We start from the raw sequence: 17,161 nt of genomic DNA on the forward strand, positions 1-17,161 counted from the left end.
AGATTAGTTATCCTTAGTTGATGAGGGGTTTGCTGTGCTTTCCACCTCACCCCAGCGAGGCATCAGCGAATGCTCGATTCCCAACTGGTTTAGGATACGCGCCACAATAAAATCGATTAGATCCTCAATACCTTGTGGGCGATGATAAAACCCCGGCGCCGCTGGCAAGATGACCACGCCCAGGCGGCTTAATGCCAGCATGTGCTCAAGATGAATGGGGGAAAACGGACTTTCACGAGGCACTAACACCAGCGTACGGCGCTCCTTAATTGCAACATCGGCCGCCCGCTCAATCAGATTATTGCTTGCTCCGGTGGCTACCGCCGACAGTGTTCCCGTTGAGCACGGGCACACCACCATTGCCGATGGCGCACCGGAGCCTGAAGCCACTGGTGCCATCCAATCTTCGCGCCCAAAGCAGCGAATTTGCCCTGGCTGGGCACCGCTACGCTCACTTAACACCTGAGCTAACCGCTGAGGCTGCGCTGGCAGTTCGATATCCGTTTCGGTGGCAATCACCATGTGTGCTGCTTTGGAAATCATCACCCACACTTCATGGCCCGCTGCGACCAGCACATCAATCAGTCGTAGTCCGTACTGTGCCCCAGAGGCACCGGTAAGTGCGACGGTAATTGGCTTTTTGAATAGCGGTTCAATTTGATTGGTCACACATGCCCCTCGTTGGCGGCGGCTTTTTGGGCAGTCGTCAAAGCGGCCAGCAAGCGCTCATGCACACCCTCAAAACCACCATTAGACATCACTACAATACGGTCCAATGGTGACGCTTGCTTGACCACCGCCGCCACCAATTTATCGATGTCATTATGCAGCTGCGCACGCGTCCCCTGAGTGGCTACCAGCTCCTCCATTGACCAATCCAGCCCAACGGGCTGAAACCAAAACACACTATCAGCGTCAGCCACGCTCTCAACCAAACGTTCGCGCAGTGCGCCCAAGCGCATTGTATTGGAGCGCGGCTCAATGACTGCCAGCAACCGCCCCTTGGTGGTCGCCGCGCGCAACCCTTTAAGCGTGGCGGCAATTGCCGTGGGGTGGTGGGCAAAATCATCAATGACCTGAATACCATTGATTTCACCGCGCACTTCCTGCCGCCTTCTGGGGGTTTCAAAACGCGCCAGCGCTGCACAACCACGGACTAAATCAACCCCACACACGTTGGCTGCCGCCAACGCTGCCAACGCATTACGAGCGTTATGCTCACCGGTGAGAGACCATTCAACGACACCATCTTCGTCTTGGCCGCTTTGATCCTGGACGGGCTCGCCACCACAATGAAGCACCTGGAAACGGCTGGCATCGTCACGCTCAAGGGTAAGCTGCCATTCACTCGTGGCTTGGTCACCAAAATGAGCGACCGGAGTCCAAGCGCCCTGGGCAAGCACACGCTCAAGAGCGGGCTGCTCATCAGCCACTAAAAGTTGGCCTTGGCTGGGCACGGTACGCACTAAATGATGGAACTGGCGCTCAATCGCGGCCAGATCAGGGAATATATCCGCGTGATCAAACTCAAGGTTATTGAGTATCGCGATATGCGGGCGGTAATGAACGAACTTGGACCGCTTATCGAAGAAGGCCGTGTCGTACTCGTCAGCTTCCACTACAAACGGTGCCCGCGGATCGCCTAAACGCGCCGATACACCAAAATTACGCGGTACACCACCGATTAGGAACCCTGGCGTTAATCCGCCGCTTTCTAATAACCACGCCAATATACTCGCAGTGGTCGTCTTTCCATGGGTACCTGCTACCGCAATCACTCGTCGACCAGGCAATACGTGCTCTGCCAACCACTGCGCGCCTGAGGTGTATGGCAGGCCACTATTAAGTAGTGCCTCCACCTCTTCATTACCGCGCGACATCGCGTTACCGACTATCACAAGGTCGGGCGTAATGCCCGGTGCTACCGAGAGGTGATCCGCGTGGTAACCCTCTTTCAAAATAATACCCGCTTCAGCAAGCTGGGTACTCATGGGCGGGTATACATGCTGGTCAGAGCCGCTTACCTGATGACCCAACTCACGCGCCAGCAGCGCCAAGCTTCCCATAAAGGTGCCGCAGATACCAATAATATGCAGATGCATGGCTTTCGCCCCGTTATTCGCCAATAAACTATTCGCAAAGACGTTTAATTAAAAAGCCAAAAGATGGCGTAAAAATAGCCAAATAGCCTAGCATGCTGACTCAATTTGCTCATCTACTCATCGCTATAAACTGCTTGGCCGCAGAAACTGAGTGCAACACCTAAGAATTTTAGTAAGGTGTTGGATTTATGTCCTATTCAGAACTCAGCATCGAAGAACGTGCCACCATACAGGTAAGCCTCAGGCAAGGCATGAGGCTCCGCCAGATTGCTCACATGTTGAGGCGTTCTCCGTCTACCCTCAGCCGTGAAGTACGGCGCAACCAAACTCAGTCAGGTGCCTACTGTGCTCATAGTGCGCAGACGCACCGCTGCGCTCGACGCATGGTTTGTCGCCCAAAACGTAAGCTGCTGTTGGGGAGTGAACGCTTTGAGCTGGTCATTCATATGCTTCGCAACCGCTTGTCTCCAGAACAAATAGCAGGCAAGCTCAAACGCATGATGACGCCCAGTTTTGAAGATGCTTACGTCTGCCGTGAGACGGTCTACAACGCCATTTACGCCTTGCCTGTGGGCCAGCTTAAGAAAGAGTTGATTCACTGCCTGCGCCAAGGCAAATCGACCCGTAAGCCTCGCCGTGGTCAGGTCGATCGCCGTGGCCAAATACCCGACATGGTGAGCATTCACCTTCGTCCACCGGAGATAGAGAAGCGCGAAATGCCAGGCCACTGGGAGGGCGATTTAATCAAAGGTAAGAACAATGCCTCTGCCGTCGGCACGTTAGTTGAACTCAGCAGTGGCTACGTCATCCTCGCCAAATTACATGACGCCACAGCGACCTCAGCTGTTGAGGGATTTAGCGCAGCACTCAACCGAATGCCACTAGCCGCACGCAAGAGCATGACGTATGACCAAGGCCGAGAAATGGCTAAGCATGCACAGATTACCCAAGCAACGGGTGTTGCAATCTACTTTTGTGACCCTCACAGCCCATGGCAACGCGGTAGCAATGAAAACATCAATGGCTTGATACGGCAGTATTTACCGAAAGGGACGGATCTGTCGCACCACACCCAAGAGGAACTTGATGCCATTGCATTACAGCTGAATATGCGGCCTCGAAAGCGCTTTGACTTCAGGTGCCCAGTTGAAGTGCTGGGCGAAATATTGGCGAACACCAAGAAAGCCCACCAGCCATTCATTAAGTAGCGTTGCACTCAGAGACTGCATCCACCCTGTGATTAACGGGTTCAAAACACCCGTCAAGTGACAAATCCTTTCAGTTGTTGCAGGATGCGGCCACTGTTTATCAATGTTGACTATCACTCTCTTTCCACTCGGCACGCTGATATTAGCCTAACCATCAGCGAAAGGAGCCTTTTGATGCGCATTTTAATCCGCTATTTTTTTCGTGGCGTTCGCTTAGTGCTTGCCCCGTTTATGCTGATTTCTGAAAAGCTCTCTACGCCTAAGTCAGTTGAACGCTCGCCTGAAGAGCAAGCCACTATTGATCAGACATGCCAGCGGCTGGCCCTGTATCAATTCCGCACCTGCCCGTTTTGCATCAAGGTACGCAAAGAGATAGCGCGGCTGGGATTGAACATTGAACTGCGCGATGTCCAGCTTGACCCTGACCATAAGCAGGCGCTCTTGGAAGGCGGGGGGAAAGTTAAAGTGCCCTGCCTCAAAATTATCCATGACGATGGCCGGGAAGAATGGATGTACGAATCTGACACAATCAATGCCTGGTTACATAAGCAGTTTGACTAACTAACAGCGTCATACCGTCATGTATTACCCGAAATGGGCAGATGTCGGTTTCGGGTATCAAAACTCGATTTTTTGCGCCTCCACATCAAACGCCACATCAATCTCAATGGTTTCTTCCTGGCTCGGAGGCTCATCTAGCTGTATTTGTAGCGCCAGCACGCCCTGTATCGTGCCAACCACGTGAACTCGTTGACTCGTCCGCTCATAGTGCGTCAGCGTTACCTCTACATCGCCCCCTTCAGAGGTGTAGAGCGGCGGTGAGGTCGAGTCCCCCAGCGGGTGTAACACCACGGCGCTGATCAGCTCCCCTTCGCTTATCGCTAGGCTAATAGACAGCGCTTCTTGAGTCTCCCAAGCTTCATCATCAACAAACCCTGTGATATCCATAGTGATATGGTCACCTGACTCAATAAATGACGCATTTGAGTCATTGCCATGGCTCAAAATAAACCATTCGCGTAACTCACCATCTAGCGAGCCTTTGATCTGAGCCGCCATTTCCGAGCTGTGTGGCAAATCATGCTCTGAGCCCTGCTCTGCCTTGGATCCGAACGTTGGTTCAACGGCGGCAGCTACGGTGGGAAGGTACCAAGCCATAGCTGCCACGACGATTTTTTTCCACATACGGCTTCTCCGCCTATTCGGGCTTATCTTTTCTCTTACTACTTTCGTCTAATTATAAGCACGCAATGTGCCGCTACTAGCCACGTCATGTAGCAGATGAATGATGCCTGTCATTATTTCGATTGTATGACGCAACAGGCAGTCTCTATGTTGTTAGCCTATGTTATTAAGGTATCTTTCAAGCTGACCGTGTCTGTTTTACGGGTATTTCCGCTCTTTAGCGAGGGAAAGCATCTGTAAAACGAACAATAAACAATGACCCAAGGGAACAATTATGACGTTCAAGAAAACCCTACTGGCTTCTGTTATTGGTGCAGTGGTTGCAGGTACGACATTGCTGCCGATGACGGCAAGTGCTGAAACCCTTCGTATTGGTTACTCTGCCGACCCTGAAACGCTCGATTTACATGAACAACTCTCTGGTGGCGTGCTGCGTTTCTCTCACCTCGCGTTCGATCCGCTCGTACGCTGGACCAAAGACTTCCAGTTTGAGCCGCGCTTAGCCACCGAATGGGAACAAGTAGACGAAACCACTATGCGCATGACACTGCGCGAAGGCGTTACCTTCCACTCTGGTAACGAATTCACCGCTAAAGATGTGGTATGGACTATTGAACGCCTGAAAGAAAGCCCTGATTACCGCGCTATTTTTGAACCGGTTGCCAGTGCCGAAGCGGTGGACGACTACACCGTTGAGATCGTTACCACTGAACCTTACCCACTGTTGCTCAACCTTGCTACGTACATCTTCCCGATGGATAGCGAGTTCTATACGGGTGAAACCGACGACGGTAGCGACAAAGCTGAAATCGTCAAAGCGGGCAACTCCTTCGCTTCACGCAACGTTTCAGGCACCGGCCCGTTCATTGTGACTGACCGTCGCCAAGGCGTTCGGGTTGATTTCGAACGTTTCGAAGATTACTGGGACACTGAGAGCGAAGGCAACGTATCCAACATCGTCATGACGCCTATCGCTGAAAACGCCTCTCGCGTTGCGGCACTGCTTTCTGGCGGCGTTGACTTTATTGATGCCGTTCCGCCCAACGATTTAGACCGAGTCCGTGAAGCAGATGGCGTCAATCTGATTGAGATAGACGGTACCCGCATCATTGGCTTCCAAATGAATGAAGAGCGCGTAGAAGCCTTCCAAGACGCCCGCGTTCGCCAAGCAGTTGATCTGGCTATTAATCAAGAAGGCATTGCAGACCGTTTGATGCGTGGGTTTGCTAACCCGGCTGGACAGTTCTCGCCAGAGGGTTACTCAGGCCACAACCCTGATTTAACGCCACGCTACGATATCGAACGCGCCAAAGAGCTAATGGCAGAAGCGGGATATGAAGAGGGCTTCAGCGTTGAAATGATCGCCCCCAACAACCGCTACGTGAACGATGCCCAGATTGCCCAAGCAGTGGCCAACATGCTGGCACAAATCAACATCAAAGTTGATCTACGCACCATGCCACTCGCCCAGTACTGGCCTGAGTACGATACCCGCGAATCCGATATGGCAATGATCGGCTGGCACGCCGATACGGAAGACAGCGCTAACTTCTTCCAGTACCTCACCTTCTGTATCGATGAAGAAACCGGCGCGGGTCAGTACAACTACGGCAGTTACTGCAACGAAGAGATTGATGCACTAGTAACCGAAGCGGATGGCGAAACGGATCTGGAAAAACGCAACGAAATGCTGCGTGAAGCCGAAGCTATGCTTTACGAAGACGTCGGTTTCATCATGCTGCACTGGCAGAACCTTGCCTACGCCGCGGCGGATGGTGTTGAGGTCGAGCCGGTGGTGAACGCTATCGACTTCCCTTACCTGGGTGACTTGGTCGTTAAAAGCAGCGACGACTAATCATGTCCATCGCGCATTAATTGCATAGTGCCAAAAGAGTCACTGCAATATTAACTGCCAGTATGCTTCGCTCCCTAAGCGTTTAGGGAGCGAAGCCTTTTATTTGGCGGCACGAACCTGCAAGCACTTTGAATAACCATGCCCCTACTTTCTTTGATGAACCCTTCACATAGGTGGCGTACGCCATGATTGCCTTTTTAATCAAGCGGCTGATGCACGCGATTTTGGTGATGTTTGTCATCAGCGTGTTGGCCTTCGCCATTCAGGACAACCTGGGTGACCCCGTACAGCAGATGGTCGGCCAATCAGTGCCGGAAAGCGAACGCGAAGAGATTCGCGAGCGTTTAGGCCTAAATGACCCCTTCCTGGTGCAATACGCGCGTTTTGCTAAAAATGCCGTTCAAGGTGATTTTGGCTACTCGTATTTTTACCGCGAACCGGCGTTAGAAGTCATTGCTCGCCACTTACCCGCCACCCTGGAGCTGGTATTTGCGGCGACACTGATAATTGTGCTGTTTTCAGTACCTATCGGGGTATACAGCGCGATCAAACCGCGATCGCCAATTTCACGACTATTCATGGGTGTATCGATCATCGGTATTTCAATCCCCGTGTTTCTAACCGCGATCGTGCTTATTCAAATTTTCGCGATTGGCGTTACCGTGACGCTATTCCCAGAAAGTACCGGCTGGGGCGCTTGGTTAAACGCCTTCTTTTCTACCGAAGGAAACATGCCGTCCTTTGGCCGTGGCTATGATCTGGTGAATGTGGTGGGTAACTGGGATACCAATTTAGCCACCTGGAACGGCTTACAGCATCTAGTATTACCGGCCGTCTCACTGGCCTCTATCATGTTGCCGCTATTTATTCGCCTTATCCGCGCCGAAATGATGGAAGTCCTGCAGTCGGAGTACGTTAAGTACGCCCGCGCCAAGGGTATCTCTATGCGCCGCGTATATTTTGTTCACGCGCTTAAAAACACCATGCTACCGGTGATTACCGTCGGCGGCGTACAGATCGGCACCATGGTGGCGTACACCATTCTGACCGAGACCGTTTTCCAATGGCCGGGCATGGGTTTGATGTTTTTGGATGCGATCAACCGCGCTGATATTCCGCTCATCGTCTCCTACCTGATGATTGTCGGCGTTATTTTTGTCGTCACCAATACGATTGTGGATCTGATCTACGGTCTGGTGAACCCCACCGTTAAACTGACTGGGAAGCCCGCATGAGCACCACAAGTAATTCTTCACAAGCGAGTGCTTCACCCGGCCGCTGGGAGCGCGTGCGCGACTCCTATATGTGGTACAGCTTCAAGCGTGACCGCACCGCACAGCTCTGTCTGGCCGTGTTTATTTGCATGGTTATCGCTGCCTTTGCCTCCCCGCTGTTGGCGCCAACCAATCCTTACGACCTTGCTCAGATTGACATCATGTCATCTGAACTGCCGCCCTTCTGGATTGACGGCGCCGATGATCGCTATGCCTTGGGCACCGATGCCCAAGGCCGTGATTTATGGTCAATTGTGCTGTACGGCACACGCGTATCGCTACTGATCGGCTTTGGCGCGGTCATTTTGCAAGCGCTGCTAGGGGTCACTTTCGGCCTGATGGCGGGCTATCTTGGCGGGCGTGTCGATACTATATTGATGCGGCTAGCGGATATTCAGCTCTCCTTCTCGACGCTAATGGTCGCTATCGTGGTAGGCGCTTTGGTCAAAGCGACCATGGGCAGCGCTTTCTATAGCCAATACGCAGTGATGATGCTGATCCTGATTATCGGCCTGGCCGAATGGCCACAGTATGCCCGCACCGTTCGCGCCTCGGTGCTGGCAGAGAAAAACAAAGAGTACGTAGATGCTGCCCGTGTAATGGGGCTGCGCAGTAAGCGCATTATGTTCCGTCACGTGTTGCCCAACACCATGTCGCCGATCTTCGTTATCTCGACCGTACAGATTGCCAACGCGATTATTTCTGAAGCGGCGCTGTCGTTTCTGGGGCTTGGGATGCCAGAAACGCATCCATCTCTGGGCTCGTTGATTAAATCAGGCTTTGACTATATTCAGTCCGGCTCCTGGTGGATCACTCTCATTCCTGGTGCGGTACTGGTCGTGCTGGTGCTGTCGATCAATCTACTTGGTGACTGGCTGCGCGATGTCATGAACCCACGACTCTACAAAGGCTGAGGACACCATGGCACTACTTGAAGTCAATAATCTTGATGTCCGCTTTGCGCTGCGCCAGGGTGAAGTCCACGCCTTGCGGGACATTAGTTTCAGCCTTGAGCGCGGTGAGCGCTTGGGCATTGTCGGTGAATCTGGCGCAGGTAAATCTGTCGCGGCTTTTTCGCTGCTTAACTTAATTTCCAAGCCAGGCTTTATTGCCGGCGGCACCGTCAACTTTGACGGCCAAGTGCTCAACCATATGTCTGAGCGCGGCCTGCGCAAAGTGCGCGGCAATCGTGTTTCGATGATCTTCCAAGATCCGATGATGACGCTCAACCCAGTGCTCTCCATTGGCGCGCAAATGGTTGAGTGTTTGAAAGCACACCGGCGTATTTCCTCCAAAGAAGCCCGCGCGATTGCCTTGGATAAGCTGCAACAGGTGCAAATTCCCTCACCGGAAACGCGTTTGGATCAGTACCCTCACGAGCTATCCGGCGGTATGCGCCAGCGGATTATTATCGCCATTGCGCTGCTGCTCGATCCTGACATCATTATCGCCGACGAGCCCACTACGGCGCTTGATGTAACGATACAGGCCGAGATCATGGCCCTGCTGCTGGATCTTTGTGAGCAGCACAACGTAGGGCTTATTCTGATCACCCACGACCTGGGCGTGGTCAGCCAGGTCACCCAACGCATGCTGGTCATGTACGCGGGCCGGGTGATTGAGCAAGGGCCGACACGGGAAATCATTAATGACCCGCAGCACCCCTATACCCAAGGGCTAATCAACGCCTTGCCACAGATGGCAACGCCAGGCGAAAAGCTCAACCAGATTCGCGGCAGTATGCCATCGCTTTCTAACCTGCCAAGCGGCTGCGCGTTTCATCCACGCTGCGATTTTATCAATCGCGCCGATGGCCAGCCCCGCCCCGCCTGCACCCAGCAAGTGCCTGAGTTTGTCGAGTCCGGCAATTGCCGCGTGGCGTGCCACATGGTGGCTGAAATGCTTGAAGACCGCCGTTTGAAGGAGGAAACCTCATGAGTGCGCACGCTGAGGCCATGACGGAAAACCCTATGCCCACTCCTCGTCAGAATGAAGAGAGTGCTGATTCGTTGCTGCAGATCCGCGATTTGAAAAAGCGCTTCTCTCTCTCGGGTGATTTCCTTGATCAACTGCGCTTCAAGGGCGGCAAGCTGGTGCGGCATCAAGAGCACGTCCATGCTATTAACGGCGTGAATCTGGACATCAAACGCGGTGAAGCACTGTGTGTGGTGGGCGAATCCGGCTGCGGTAAGTCCACTGTAGCGCGTACGGTGATGGGGCTTTTGACACCCTCTGAAGGCGAGATTCGCTACGATGGCCAACGTATCGATAATTTAAGCTCGCGTCAGTTGCTGCCGTATCGCAAGCGTATGCAGATGATTTTCCAGAACCCTTATGCGTCGCTTAACCCACGCATGACCATTCAGCAAACCTTGGAAGAGCCGCTGCGCCTGCACCACCCTGACTGGAAGCGGCCAAAAATCCTCGAAAAGGTTGAAGAAGTGATGCACTCAGTGGGTATTGATCCCGACTGGGGCAAGCGTTTTGGCCACGAGTTCTCGGGTGGTCAACGTCAGCGTATCGCGATTGCCCGTGCCCTGGCCGTGGATCCTGAATTCATCGTCGCCGATGAGCCTATTTCTGCCCTCGACGTCTCGATTCAAGCCCAGGTACTCAACCTGCTGATGGAAGCTCAGCAAGAGCGCAACCTGACCTATCTGTTCATCACTCACGATTTAGCCGTGGTCGAGCATTTTGGCACCCGTGTGGCGGTGATGTACTTGGGTACGGTGTGTGAAATTGCCACGACGGCCACGCTGTTTGAAAAGCCGCGCCACCCTTACACCCAAGCGCTGCTCTCGGCGATCCCGCGCTTAAAGGATGACCGCCCTCAGCATATTCGTCTATCCGGTGAAGTACCGACCCCGGTTAATTTGCCCAGTGGCTGCGTGTTTCATGGCCGCTGCCCGCATGCTAATGCACGCTGTAAGCAAGAGATTCCTCTTTTGCAAACACAGGATGACGGAACCCGTGTCGCATGCCACGCTGTTGAAGAGGGGCGCCTATGAGTAGGGTCCCCTTTACAATACAGCGAGCCAAGTCGCTGAGAGGTAGAGCATGGAAATTCGCTGGCTAGAAGATTTTATCGCCCTGGCCAGAACGCGGCACTTCTCTCGCGCAGCAGATGATCAACACGTTACCCAGCCCACCTTCTCCCGGCGGATTAAATTGCTTGAGGAGGAGATGGGCGTAACGCTGATTAACCGTCAAACGTTACCCCTCTCGCTCACGCCCGCTGGTGAGGAGTTTTTAACCCTGTGTGAACAGGTGACCGAGCGAGTGCGGCTTACGCGAGACCGAGTGCGTGAAATCAATGCTGGCCAGCAGCGGCGTATTATGGTGGCGGCGCCGCAGAGCCTGTTGCCGCATTTTTTGCCTGAATGGCTTGCCTCTACAGGCTGGCAAGACCGCGTACAGCCCTATTTGCGGGCGACTGGCTGGGTCGCTAACGACTATTTTCAAGCGTTAGCGCGGGCCGAGTGCGACCTTGCCATCTGCTACTGGCCGATTGGGCGTTGCGACCTGGATATTGATACCAGTGCCTGCACCTACCGGGTCATCGGTCATGAAAGATTAATACCGGTGACTGGGTTAAATGCAGAGAGAGAACCCTGTGCGTTGCTACCAGGGTCGCGCCATCAACCAGCACCTTGGCTTGCCTACCCAAAGCGCGGCTTGCTTGGCTCAGCCGTTAAAGCCCATTTGGCTAGGTTGCCGCAGAGCACATACTTAACTGCACAGAGTGAAAATCTCTACGCGGCGGGCATTAAAGAGCTGGTGCTGCTTGGCTATGGCATGAGCTGGCTGCCTGAGCGCAACGTGGCCGCAGAGCTTGCTCAAGGTACGCTGGTAAGAGCAGGCGATAGCCGTTGGGATGTGCCGATGGAACTACGGCTCTATCGCCATCAAAGCCACCACCACGCTGAACTCGACGGTTTCTGGAGTGAACTCGCCACTCCACGCACTTGAAGTCGTCTTTGAGAAAGCTTAATTGAGAAAGGACACGGTTTGCATGTCGAGCACTCTTTTTAACTTGCAACTCGATCATATAGCCCACCTTCAGCGCGCCTATGCGTCGATGTTGAGCGAACATGGATTAGATAGCCTAGCGATTTACAGTGGTCATGCCAGCGTGCATTTTGCTGACGATCATACGCCCCCCTTTCAGACTTACGGCCATTTCATGCACTGGGTGGGCTTAGCCGATGTACAGCATAGTTGGCTGATTATTCAGCCAGAAAAACGTCCACAGCTATACTTGTATGCACCCGCCGATTTTTGGCATTTACCCACTCATCTTCCCGAAGAGCCTTGGGTGACCGCCTTCGATGTTCACTTTTGCAGCGACAAAATCACACCACCCTTGATCGGTAATGCGGCCATTATCGGCGATACTGACCAACTCTCAGCCAGTCATCAGCAGACGATGAAAGCCGAACGTCAGCCTGAGCAGCTGGTGAATTCACTGGATGAATTGCGGCTATTTAAAACGCCCTATGAGATTGCCTGTATTCGTGAAGCCAACCGCCTAGCGATAGCGGGCCATCAAGCAGCGCAAGCAGCGTTTATTGGCGCCTCCGGTGAACTGGATATTCAATTGGCTTACTTAGGTGCCAGTCGTCAGCGCGAATCAAACGTACCTTACCAAAATATCATCGGTTTGAATGAGCACGCGGGTGTATTGCACTACCAGCATTACGACCTGAACGCGCCTAAACGGCGTTACAGCCTGCTAGTAGATGCTGGTCGACGGTTTCGTGGTTACTGCGCTGATATTACTCGCGCCTACGCTGGCCCCGATGCCCCCGTTGCGTTTGGCGAACTGATCACAGCCATGCATGATTTAAAAGATGAGCTTATGAAAGGCGTTGCACCAGGCGTTAGCTTTATTGCCCTACATGAGCAAATGCATCAACAGCTAGCTGAGATATTGGTGGCCCACGGTTTATTCAAAGGCACCGCAGATCAAGCGGTTGCCGAGGGCGTTACGCGGCTATTCTGCCCTCATGGACTGGGCCACTCGCTGGGCCTTCAAGTGCATGATGTTGCCGGGTTACGTCACTCGGATGGGACACCCGCCCCTGCGCCAGAGCAGCACCCAGCGCTACGGCTTACGCGCACTCTGCGCCCTCGCATGGTCGTTACCATTGAACCCGGGCTCTATTTTATCGCCATGCTGCTCGACCCGTTGCGCAACACCTCACTGCCCGTTAACTGGCGGCTGGTCGACCAACTCTCATCCTGTGGCGGTATTCGTATCGAAGATAACGTAGCAGTGACAGAGAGCGGTTTTGATAACTTAACGCCATAAGCCCTCTATAACTTTTTTTTGCATCGTCTTGCTAATCGCCTCTCTACAACGCACTACGCCCGGCTCAAAGCCGGGCGTAGTGCTATTTCAGAAGGCTTAGCAAAGCTAAAATCTAGGCAAAGCTAAAATCTAGTTAAAGCTTAGAAGCGGTAAGTAACACCACCGCCAATGGTGACGGGTTCGATGTCAACTTCACCACCGACGTTGATATCTGCGTTCACGTCAGCGTAGCTTGCGTAACCATTGAGCATAATATTATCAGTCACGGCCAGATCAACCCCTACTTGCCCGATAGCGCCGTAGCTTTCATCAACGTTCACACCACTCGGCTCGCCAGAGAAGCGTGTGTAGTTAAGGCCAGCACCAACGTAAGGCTGTACACGTGAATCCAAGCCACCCATCGGGTAGTAATTCACAAGTAGATTAACAGGCAGACGATCAACACTACCCACATCGCCTAAAGCAGAGGTGTTCAGATCGTGCTCGAACTTCTCAGAGCTGTTGAGTTCAACGCCAACCTTATCAGTAAACAGGTAACCTGCACCAAAGGTGAAGCCGCGAGCGCTCTGCACGTTCAGTGAATCACCATTCAGATTGCCATTACCTGACCCCGTATCCGTTTGGGCAACACCACCACGAACGAATACATCGCCAGCGTTATAAGCGAGAGCCGCTTGGCTTGCCAGTGCGAAACCGGCAGCGATTACAGCAGCAGAAATCAGTTTCATATTACTCATAAGGGTCGTCCTCTATGCAGCGCGCAGTTCCTTGCGCTTGCGGATTGCGGTAGTTGCTATCCAACTTTCCTATACAGAGTGTAGTATACGAACACTGTTTCCAAATGTCTTGTGAAATATTGTTATAAGAAAGTGCGCCCTGATAGTTTTTCTATTTATAAAACTCGGTCATAAAGCTCAAACATGAAACTAAGACATAAAATACAGGCATAAAAAAAGTCCCCCGAAGGGGACCCAGGTGGAGCACGCCAGCTCACTCGGTGTGTTGCTACCAGGTGGTAACAACGTGGATGAAGAAGGCAGAGAAGCTAGATAGTGAATGGTGCCTCTCTATTCAATCACCCTTTGCCATATATATTGCGATCTGCGTGCCACTTTTTAAAAAATAACCATAAAACAACATTTTAATATAATACCACTTGATTCGCATTGATCTTTCTCGCACTGCAACAAATAAAGTGCACCACCATTGCGCAATTTTCAGCCTTTGTGCATCACAAAGAATCATGTGAGTTCGTTAGCGCTTAAAAATCCTCAAGATAGTGGCTAGGGTGTCACGATAATTTTCACTTGGGCTTTGTCGTTTAGCAGCGCCTCAAAGCCCTCCTCCACGATATCCGCCAGTGGAATGCGCTGGGTCACCATGTCCTCGGCGCGGAAGTAGCCTCGCTGCATCAGTGCCATTACCGCGGGGTAAACATGGCGATAGGCAATAATGCCCTTCATGGTGCGCTCTTGGATGACTAGGTCGTTAGGCTGAAAGCTGGCCTCTCCTTCCCAAATACTCACCACCACCACTTCACCCCCTTCGTGGGTGCTATGCAGCGCCTGATTCAGCACGGCAGGAATGCCGGTGACTTCAAACGCCACGTCTACCCCGCCACCACTCAAGACTTGTAGCTTCGCAACCGCATCCTCCTGTTGCGGGTCAACCACAATAGCCCCTAACGCTTCGGCTTTGGCTTTCCGTGAAGGCGCGACCTCAACGGCATATATTTGAGCAGCGCCTGCGGCCTTGAGAGCCTCAATCGTCATCAAGCCAATCGGCCCAGCGCCAAATACTACCGCGCTATCCCCCGCTTTCAGGCAGCTTTGGCGCACCGCATGCAACGCTACCGCCGCAGGCTCGACCAGCGCGCCTTGCTCGTAGCTAAGATCATCCGGCAGCTTATGCACCATATGTTCACCCATGACGGTGAACTCCGAAAAGCCACCGCCCCCGCCAGAGAGGCCATGAAAGCCCAATAGCGGTGTTAAGTTATAGCGCTCCATTAAGTAGGCGCCATCCTTATTGGGTGAGAGAATCGGCTCAATGGCCACGCGGTCGCCTACCTTCACCCGCGTGACTTTCTCGCCGACCTCAACCACTTCCCCAGCGAACTCATGGCCCATGATGATCGGCGCCTGCTCGCCACTGATCGGGTGCGGCTTACCTACCGGAATAAAAATCGGCCCGGCGGCATACTCGTGTAAGTCACTGCCGCAAATACCACAGGCAGCCACTTTCACCTTCACTTCATGGGGGTCGCTGATAGTGGGCACTGGCACTTGCTCAACGCGTAAATCTTTTGCTGCGTACCAAACCGCTGCCTGCATAGCTTGCTGATTATTCGACTGACTCATGGCTTTGCCTTCCTGTTAAGACATATGATGAACCGGCTGCAGACCGTAGACAGGCGTTTCCAGCCCCTCCATGCGTGCCTTTAACTGCAGCGCCAAATAGTGTGAGTAGTGCCGCGACTGGTGCAGGTTGCCACCATGGAACCATAGCGCCTCCTGCTGGGTGGGTTTCCACATATTGCGCAGCTCGCCCTCCCAAGGACCGGGGTCTTTGGTGGTGTCAGAGCCCAGGCCCCAGCACTTGCCGACTTTATCCGCCACTTCCTGAGAGATAAGCCGCGCCGCCCAGCCATTCATGGAGCCATAGCCGGTGGCGTAGACGATCAAATCTGCCTCTAGCTCACTGCCATCAGTAAGTGTGATGGAGTGGGGGTTAATGCGCTCAATGCCCACACCGCTGCGCAACTTGATATCGCCGTTAGCCACCAAGTCGCAGGCGCCTACGTCGATGTAATAACCTGAGCCCCGGCGTAGATACTTCAAAAACAGCCCCGAGTCATCGTCACCGAAATCGAGCAGAAAGCCCGCGTCTTCCAGCTTCTGATAAAACTCGGCGTCGCGCTGTTTGATTGCCTCGAACGCCGGGCGCTGAAAATCTGGCAGCACCTTGTAGGGAATCGAGGCAAAAATCAGATCAGCCTTGTCGTGGGTTAAGCCATTGGCCACCGCCTCTTCGGAGTAGAGCGGCCCCAGCACTTCCTCCATCAAAGAGTCCGACTTCACGATATGGGTGGATGAACGCTGCAGCATGGTCACATCGGCGTCGTGCTCCCAGAGTGCCGCGGCAATATCGTGAGCGGAATTATTGGAGCCCACGATTACGCACTTTTTGCCCGCATAAGCATCTGGCCCCGGGTGCTGGCTGGAGTGCTGCTGCTCACCTGCAAAGCTTTCCGCGCCGGGAAATGTCGGCACATTGGGCATACCCGACATCCCGGTGGCCATTACCAGCTGTTTCGGGCGTAGCGTGATCTCTTCGCCGTTGCGCTTAACGTTAACCACCCACTCGCCTGCGGCGTCGTCATAGCGTGCATTCTGACACTCAGTGGAGCTCCAATAATTGAGCTCCATCACCTTTGTGTACATTTCCAGCCAATCGCCCACCTTGTCTTTCGGTGCAAACACCGGCCAGTTCTCCGGGAAGGGAATATAGGGTAGGTGGTCGTACCACACCGGGTCGTGCAGGCAGAGAGATTTATAGCGCTTGCGCCAGGAGTCACCGGCTCGCTCGTTGCGCTCGATAATAATGGTCGGCACGCCCATCTGCTTCAGCCGCGCGCCCAAACCAATACCGCCCTGGCCGCCGCCAATAACAACACAATACGGCTGCTGCGTGTAGCCAAGCTCTGCTTCTTCGCGCTCCCGTGACTCTAACCAGGTTTCACGCTGTTTATTGGCACCGTGCTCGGCCCCTTTTGGGCGGTTGTGGTTACGGGGCTCGGGGAAGTCGTGCAATGCCTGCATGGTGGTTAACAGCGTCCAGCATTTGCCGTCTTTAAGACGTAGGTAGCCTTTGCCGCTGGCGACCGCTGTCTCAAAGGTAAACCACGCCTCACTGGTATCACCGTTCTGAGTAGCTTCGCCTTCTAGCTGCCAGTTCGAAGGGCGCACGTTCTCCAGGGTGGCATTGAGCATGGCCTGAATAGCATCTTTGCCTTCGCAGGTTTTTAAATTCCAGGTAAAGGTTAGAAAGTCGCGCCAGTAGCATTCGTCGTTAAACAGCGATAGAACACGCTGAATATCCTGGGCTTGCAGCGCGTTATCAAAATCACTCAGCCACCCTTGAACAGCAGCCGTGGCAATATGCTGGGTTTGTGCTGATATCTCGGACATAGCGAGAACTCCATGGTTTGTTATTGTTGAATTGCT

Annotated in this window: 15 protein-coding genes; 9 read left to right on the forward strand and 6 right to left on the reverse strand. The window is 53.3% G+C overall.

Annotation, left to right across the window (positions count from 1 at the left end):
* Positions 1-3: 3 nt before the first annotated feature.
* Complete coding sequence (locus Q3Y66_RS11345; RefSeq protein WP_008956621.1) at positions 4-669, reverse strand: flavin prenyltransferase UbiX; 666 nt, start codon at positions 667-669, stop codon at positions 4-6.
* Positions 666-2,102 (reverse strand): UDP-N-acetylmuramate:L-alanyl-gamma-D-glutamyl-meso-diaminopimelate ligase, encoded by a 1,437-nt coding sequence (gene mpl / locus Q3Y66_RS11350; RefSeq protein ID WP_008956622.1) that lies wholly within the window; start codon positions 2,100-2,102, stop codon positions 666-668. The genes Q3Y66_RS11345 and mpl overlap by 4 nt, the downstream gene beginning before the upstream one ends.
* Positions 2,103-2,290: 188 nt before the next feature.
* On the opposite strand from mpl, the gene Q3Y66_RS11355 reads away from it, so the two are divergent.
* Positions 2,291-3,310 (forward strand): IS30 family transposase, encoded by a 1,020-nt coding sequence (locus Q3Y66_RS11355; protein WP_303319483.1) that lies wholly within the window; start codon positions 2,291-2,293, stop codon positions 3,308-3,310.
* Positions 3,311-3,484: 174 nt separating this feature from the next.
* On the forward strand, positions 3,485-3,871 hold the full coding sequence (locus Q3Y66_RS11360; protein WP_008956417.1) for a glutaredoxin: 387 nt from the start codon (positions 3,485-3,487) through the stop codon (positions 3,869-3,871).
* A gap of 57 nt (positions 3,872-3,928) precedes the next feature.
* Here the strand turns inward: Q3Y66_RS11360 and Q3Y66_RS11365 are convergent, their stop codons facing one another.
* On the reverse strand, positions 3,929-4,495 hold the full coding sequence (locus Q3Y66_RS11365) for a hypothetical protein (RefSeq protein WP_008956416.1): 567 nt from the start codon (positions 4,493-4,495) through the stop codon (positions 3,929-3,931).
* Between the two features lie 274 nt (positions 4,496-4,769).
* On the opposite strand from Q3Y66_RS11365, the gene Q3Y66_RS11370 reads away from it, so the two are divergent.
* From Q3Y66_RS11370 to pepQ, 7 genes are all read left to right on the forward strand, one after another.
* The gene (locus Q3Y66_RS11370; RefSeq protein ID WP_008956415.1) at positions 4,770-6,350 is read left to right on the forward strand and encodes an ABC transporter substrate-binding protein; all 1,581 of its coding nucleotides are present in this window, start codon (positions 4,770-4,772) and stop codon (positions 6,348-6,350) included.
* Between the two features lie 185 nt (positions 6,351-6,535).
* Positions 6,536-7,585 (forward strand): ABC transporter permease, encoded by a 1,050-nt coding sequence (locus Q3Y66_RS11375; RefSeq protein WP_008956414.1) that lies wholly within the window; start codon positions 6,536-6,538, stop codon positions 7,583-7,585.
* Entirely contained in the window at positions 7,582-8,538 is a 957-nt protein-coding gene (locus tag Q3Y66_RS11380) for an ABC transporter permease (protein ID WP_008956413.1), read from the forward strand. Before Q3Y66_RS11375 ends, Q3Y66_RS11380 begins: the two co-directional genes overlap by 4 nt.
* Before the next feature lie 7 nt (positions 8,539-8,545).
* The gene (locus Q3Y66_RS11385; protein ID WP_008956412.1) at positions 8,546-9,562 is read left to right on the forward strand and encodes an ABC transporter ATP-binding protein; all 1,017 of its coding nucleotides are present in this window, start codon (positions 8,546-8,548) and stop codon (positions 9,560-9,562) included.
* Between the two features lie 17 nt (positions 9,563-9,579).
* Positions 9,580-10,632, forward strand: coding sequence for an ABC transporter ATP-binding protein (locus Q3Y66_RS11390; protein ID WP_274377702.1), 1,053 nt, complete (start codon positions 9,580-9,582; stop codon positions 10,630-10,632).
* A 49-nt stretch (positions 10,633-10,681) separates the two neighbouring features.
* Positions 10,682-11,593, forward strand: a complete 912-nt coding sequence (locus Q3Y66_RS11395; RefSeq protein ID WP_008956410.1) for a LysR family transcriptional regulator — start codon at positions 10,682-10,684, stop codon at positions 11,591-11,593.
* Between the two features lie 43 nt (positions 11,594-11,636).
* Positions 11,637-12,935, forward strand: a complete 1,299-nt coding sequence (pepQ, locus tag Q3Y66_RS11400; RefSeq protein ID WP_008956409.1) for a Xaa-Pro dipeptidase — start codon at positions 11,637-11,639, stop codon at positions 12,933-12,935.
* Positions 12,936-13,075: 140 nt separating this feature from the next.
* Here pepQ and Q3Y66_RS11405 read toward each other — a convergent pair whose 3' ends face one another.
* The 3 genes from Q3Y66_RS11405 to Q3Y66_RS11415 all read right to left on the reverse strand — a co-directional run bounded on the left by Q3Y66_RS11405 (position 13,076) and on the right by Q3Y66_RS11415 (position 17,125).
* Positions 13,076-13,672 carry an OmpW family protein gene (locus Q3Y66_RS11405; protein ID WP_008956408.1) on the reverse strand — a complete coding sequence of 199 codons (597 nt, stop codon included), beginning with the start codon at positions 13,670-13,672 and terminating at the stop codon, positions 13,076-13,078.
* A gap of 546 nt (positions 13,673-14,218) precedes the next feature.
* Positions 14,219-15,295 carry a 2,3-butanediol dehydrogenase gene (locus Q3Y66_RS11410; protein WP_008956407.1) on the reverse strand — a complete coding sequence of 359 codons (1,077 nt, stop codon included), beginning with the start codon at positions 15,293-15,295 and terminating at the stop codon, positions 14,219-14,221.
* Positions 15,296-15,310: 15 nt separating this feature from the next.
* Positions 15,311-17,125 (reverse strand): NAD(P)/FAD-dependent oxidoreductase, encoded by a 1,815-nt coding sequence (locus tag Q3Y66_RS11415; protein ID WP_008956406.1) that lies wholly within the window; start codon positions 17,123-17,125, stop codon positions 15,311-15,313.
* Between the last annotated feature and the right edge of the window lie 36 nt (positions 17,126-17,161).

Source organism: Halomonas sp. HAL1, assembly GCF_030544485.1.
Classification (GTDB): domain Bacteria; phylum Pseudomonadota; class Gammaproteobacteria; order Pseudomonadales; family Halomonadaceae; genus Vreelandella; species Vreelandella arctica.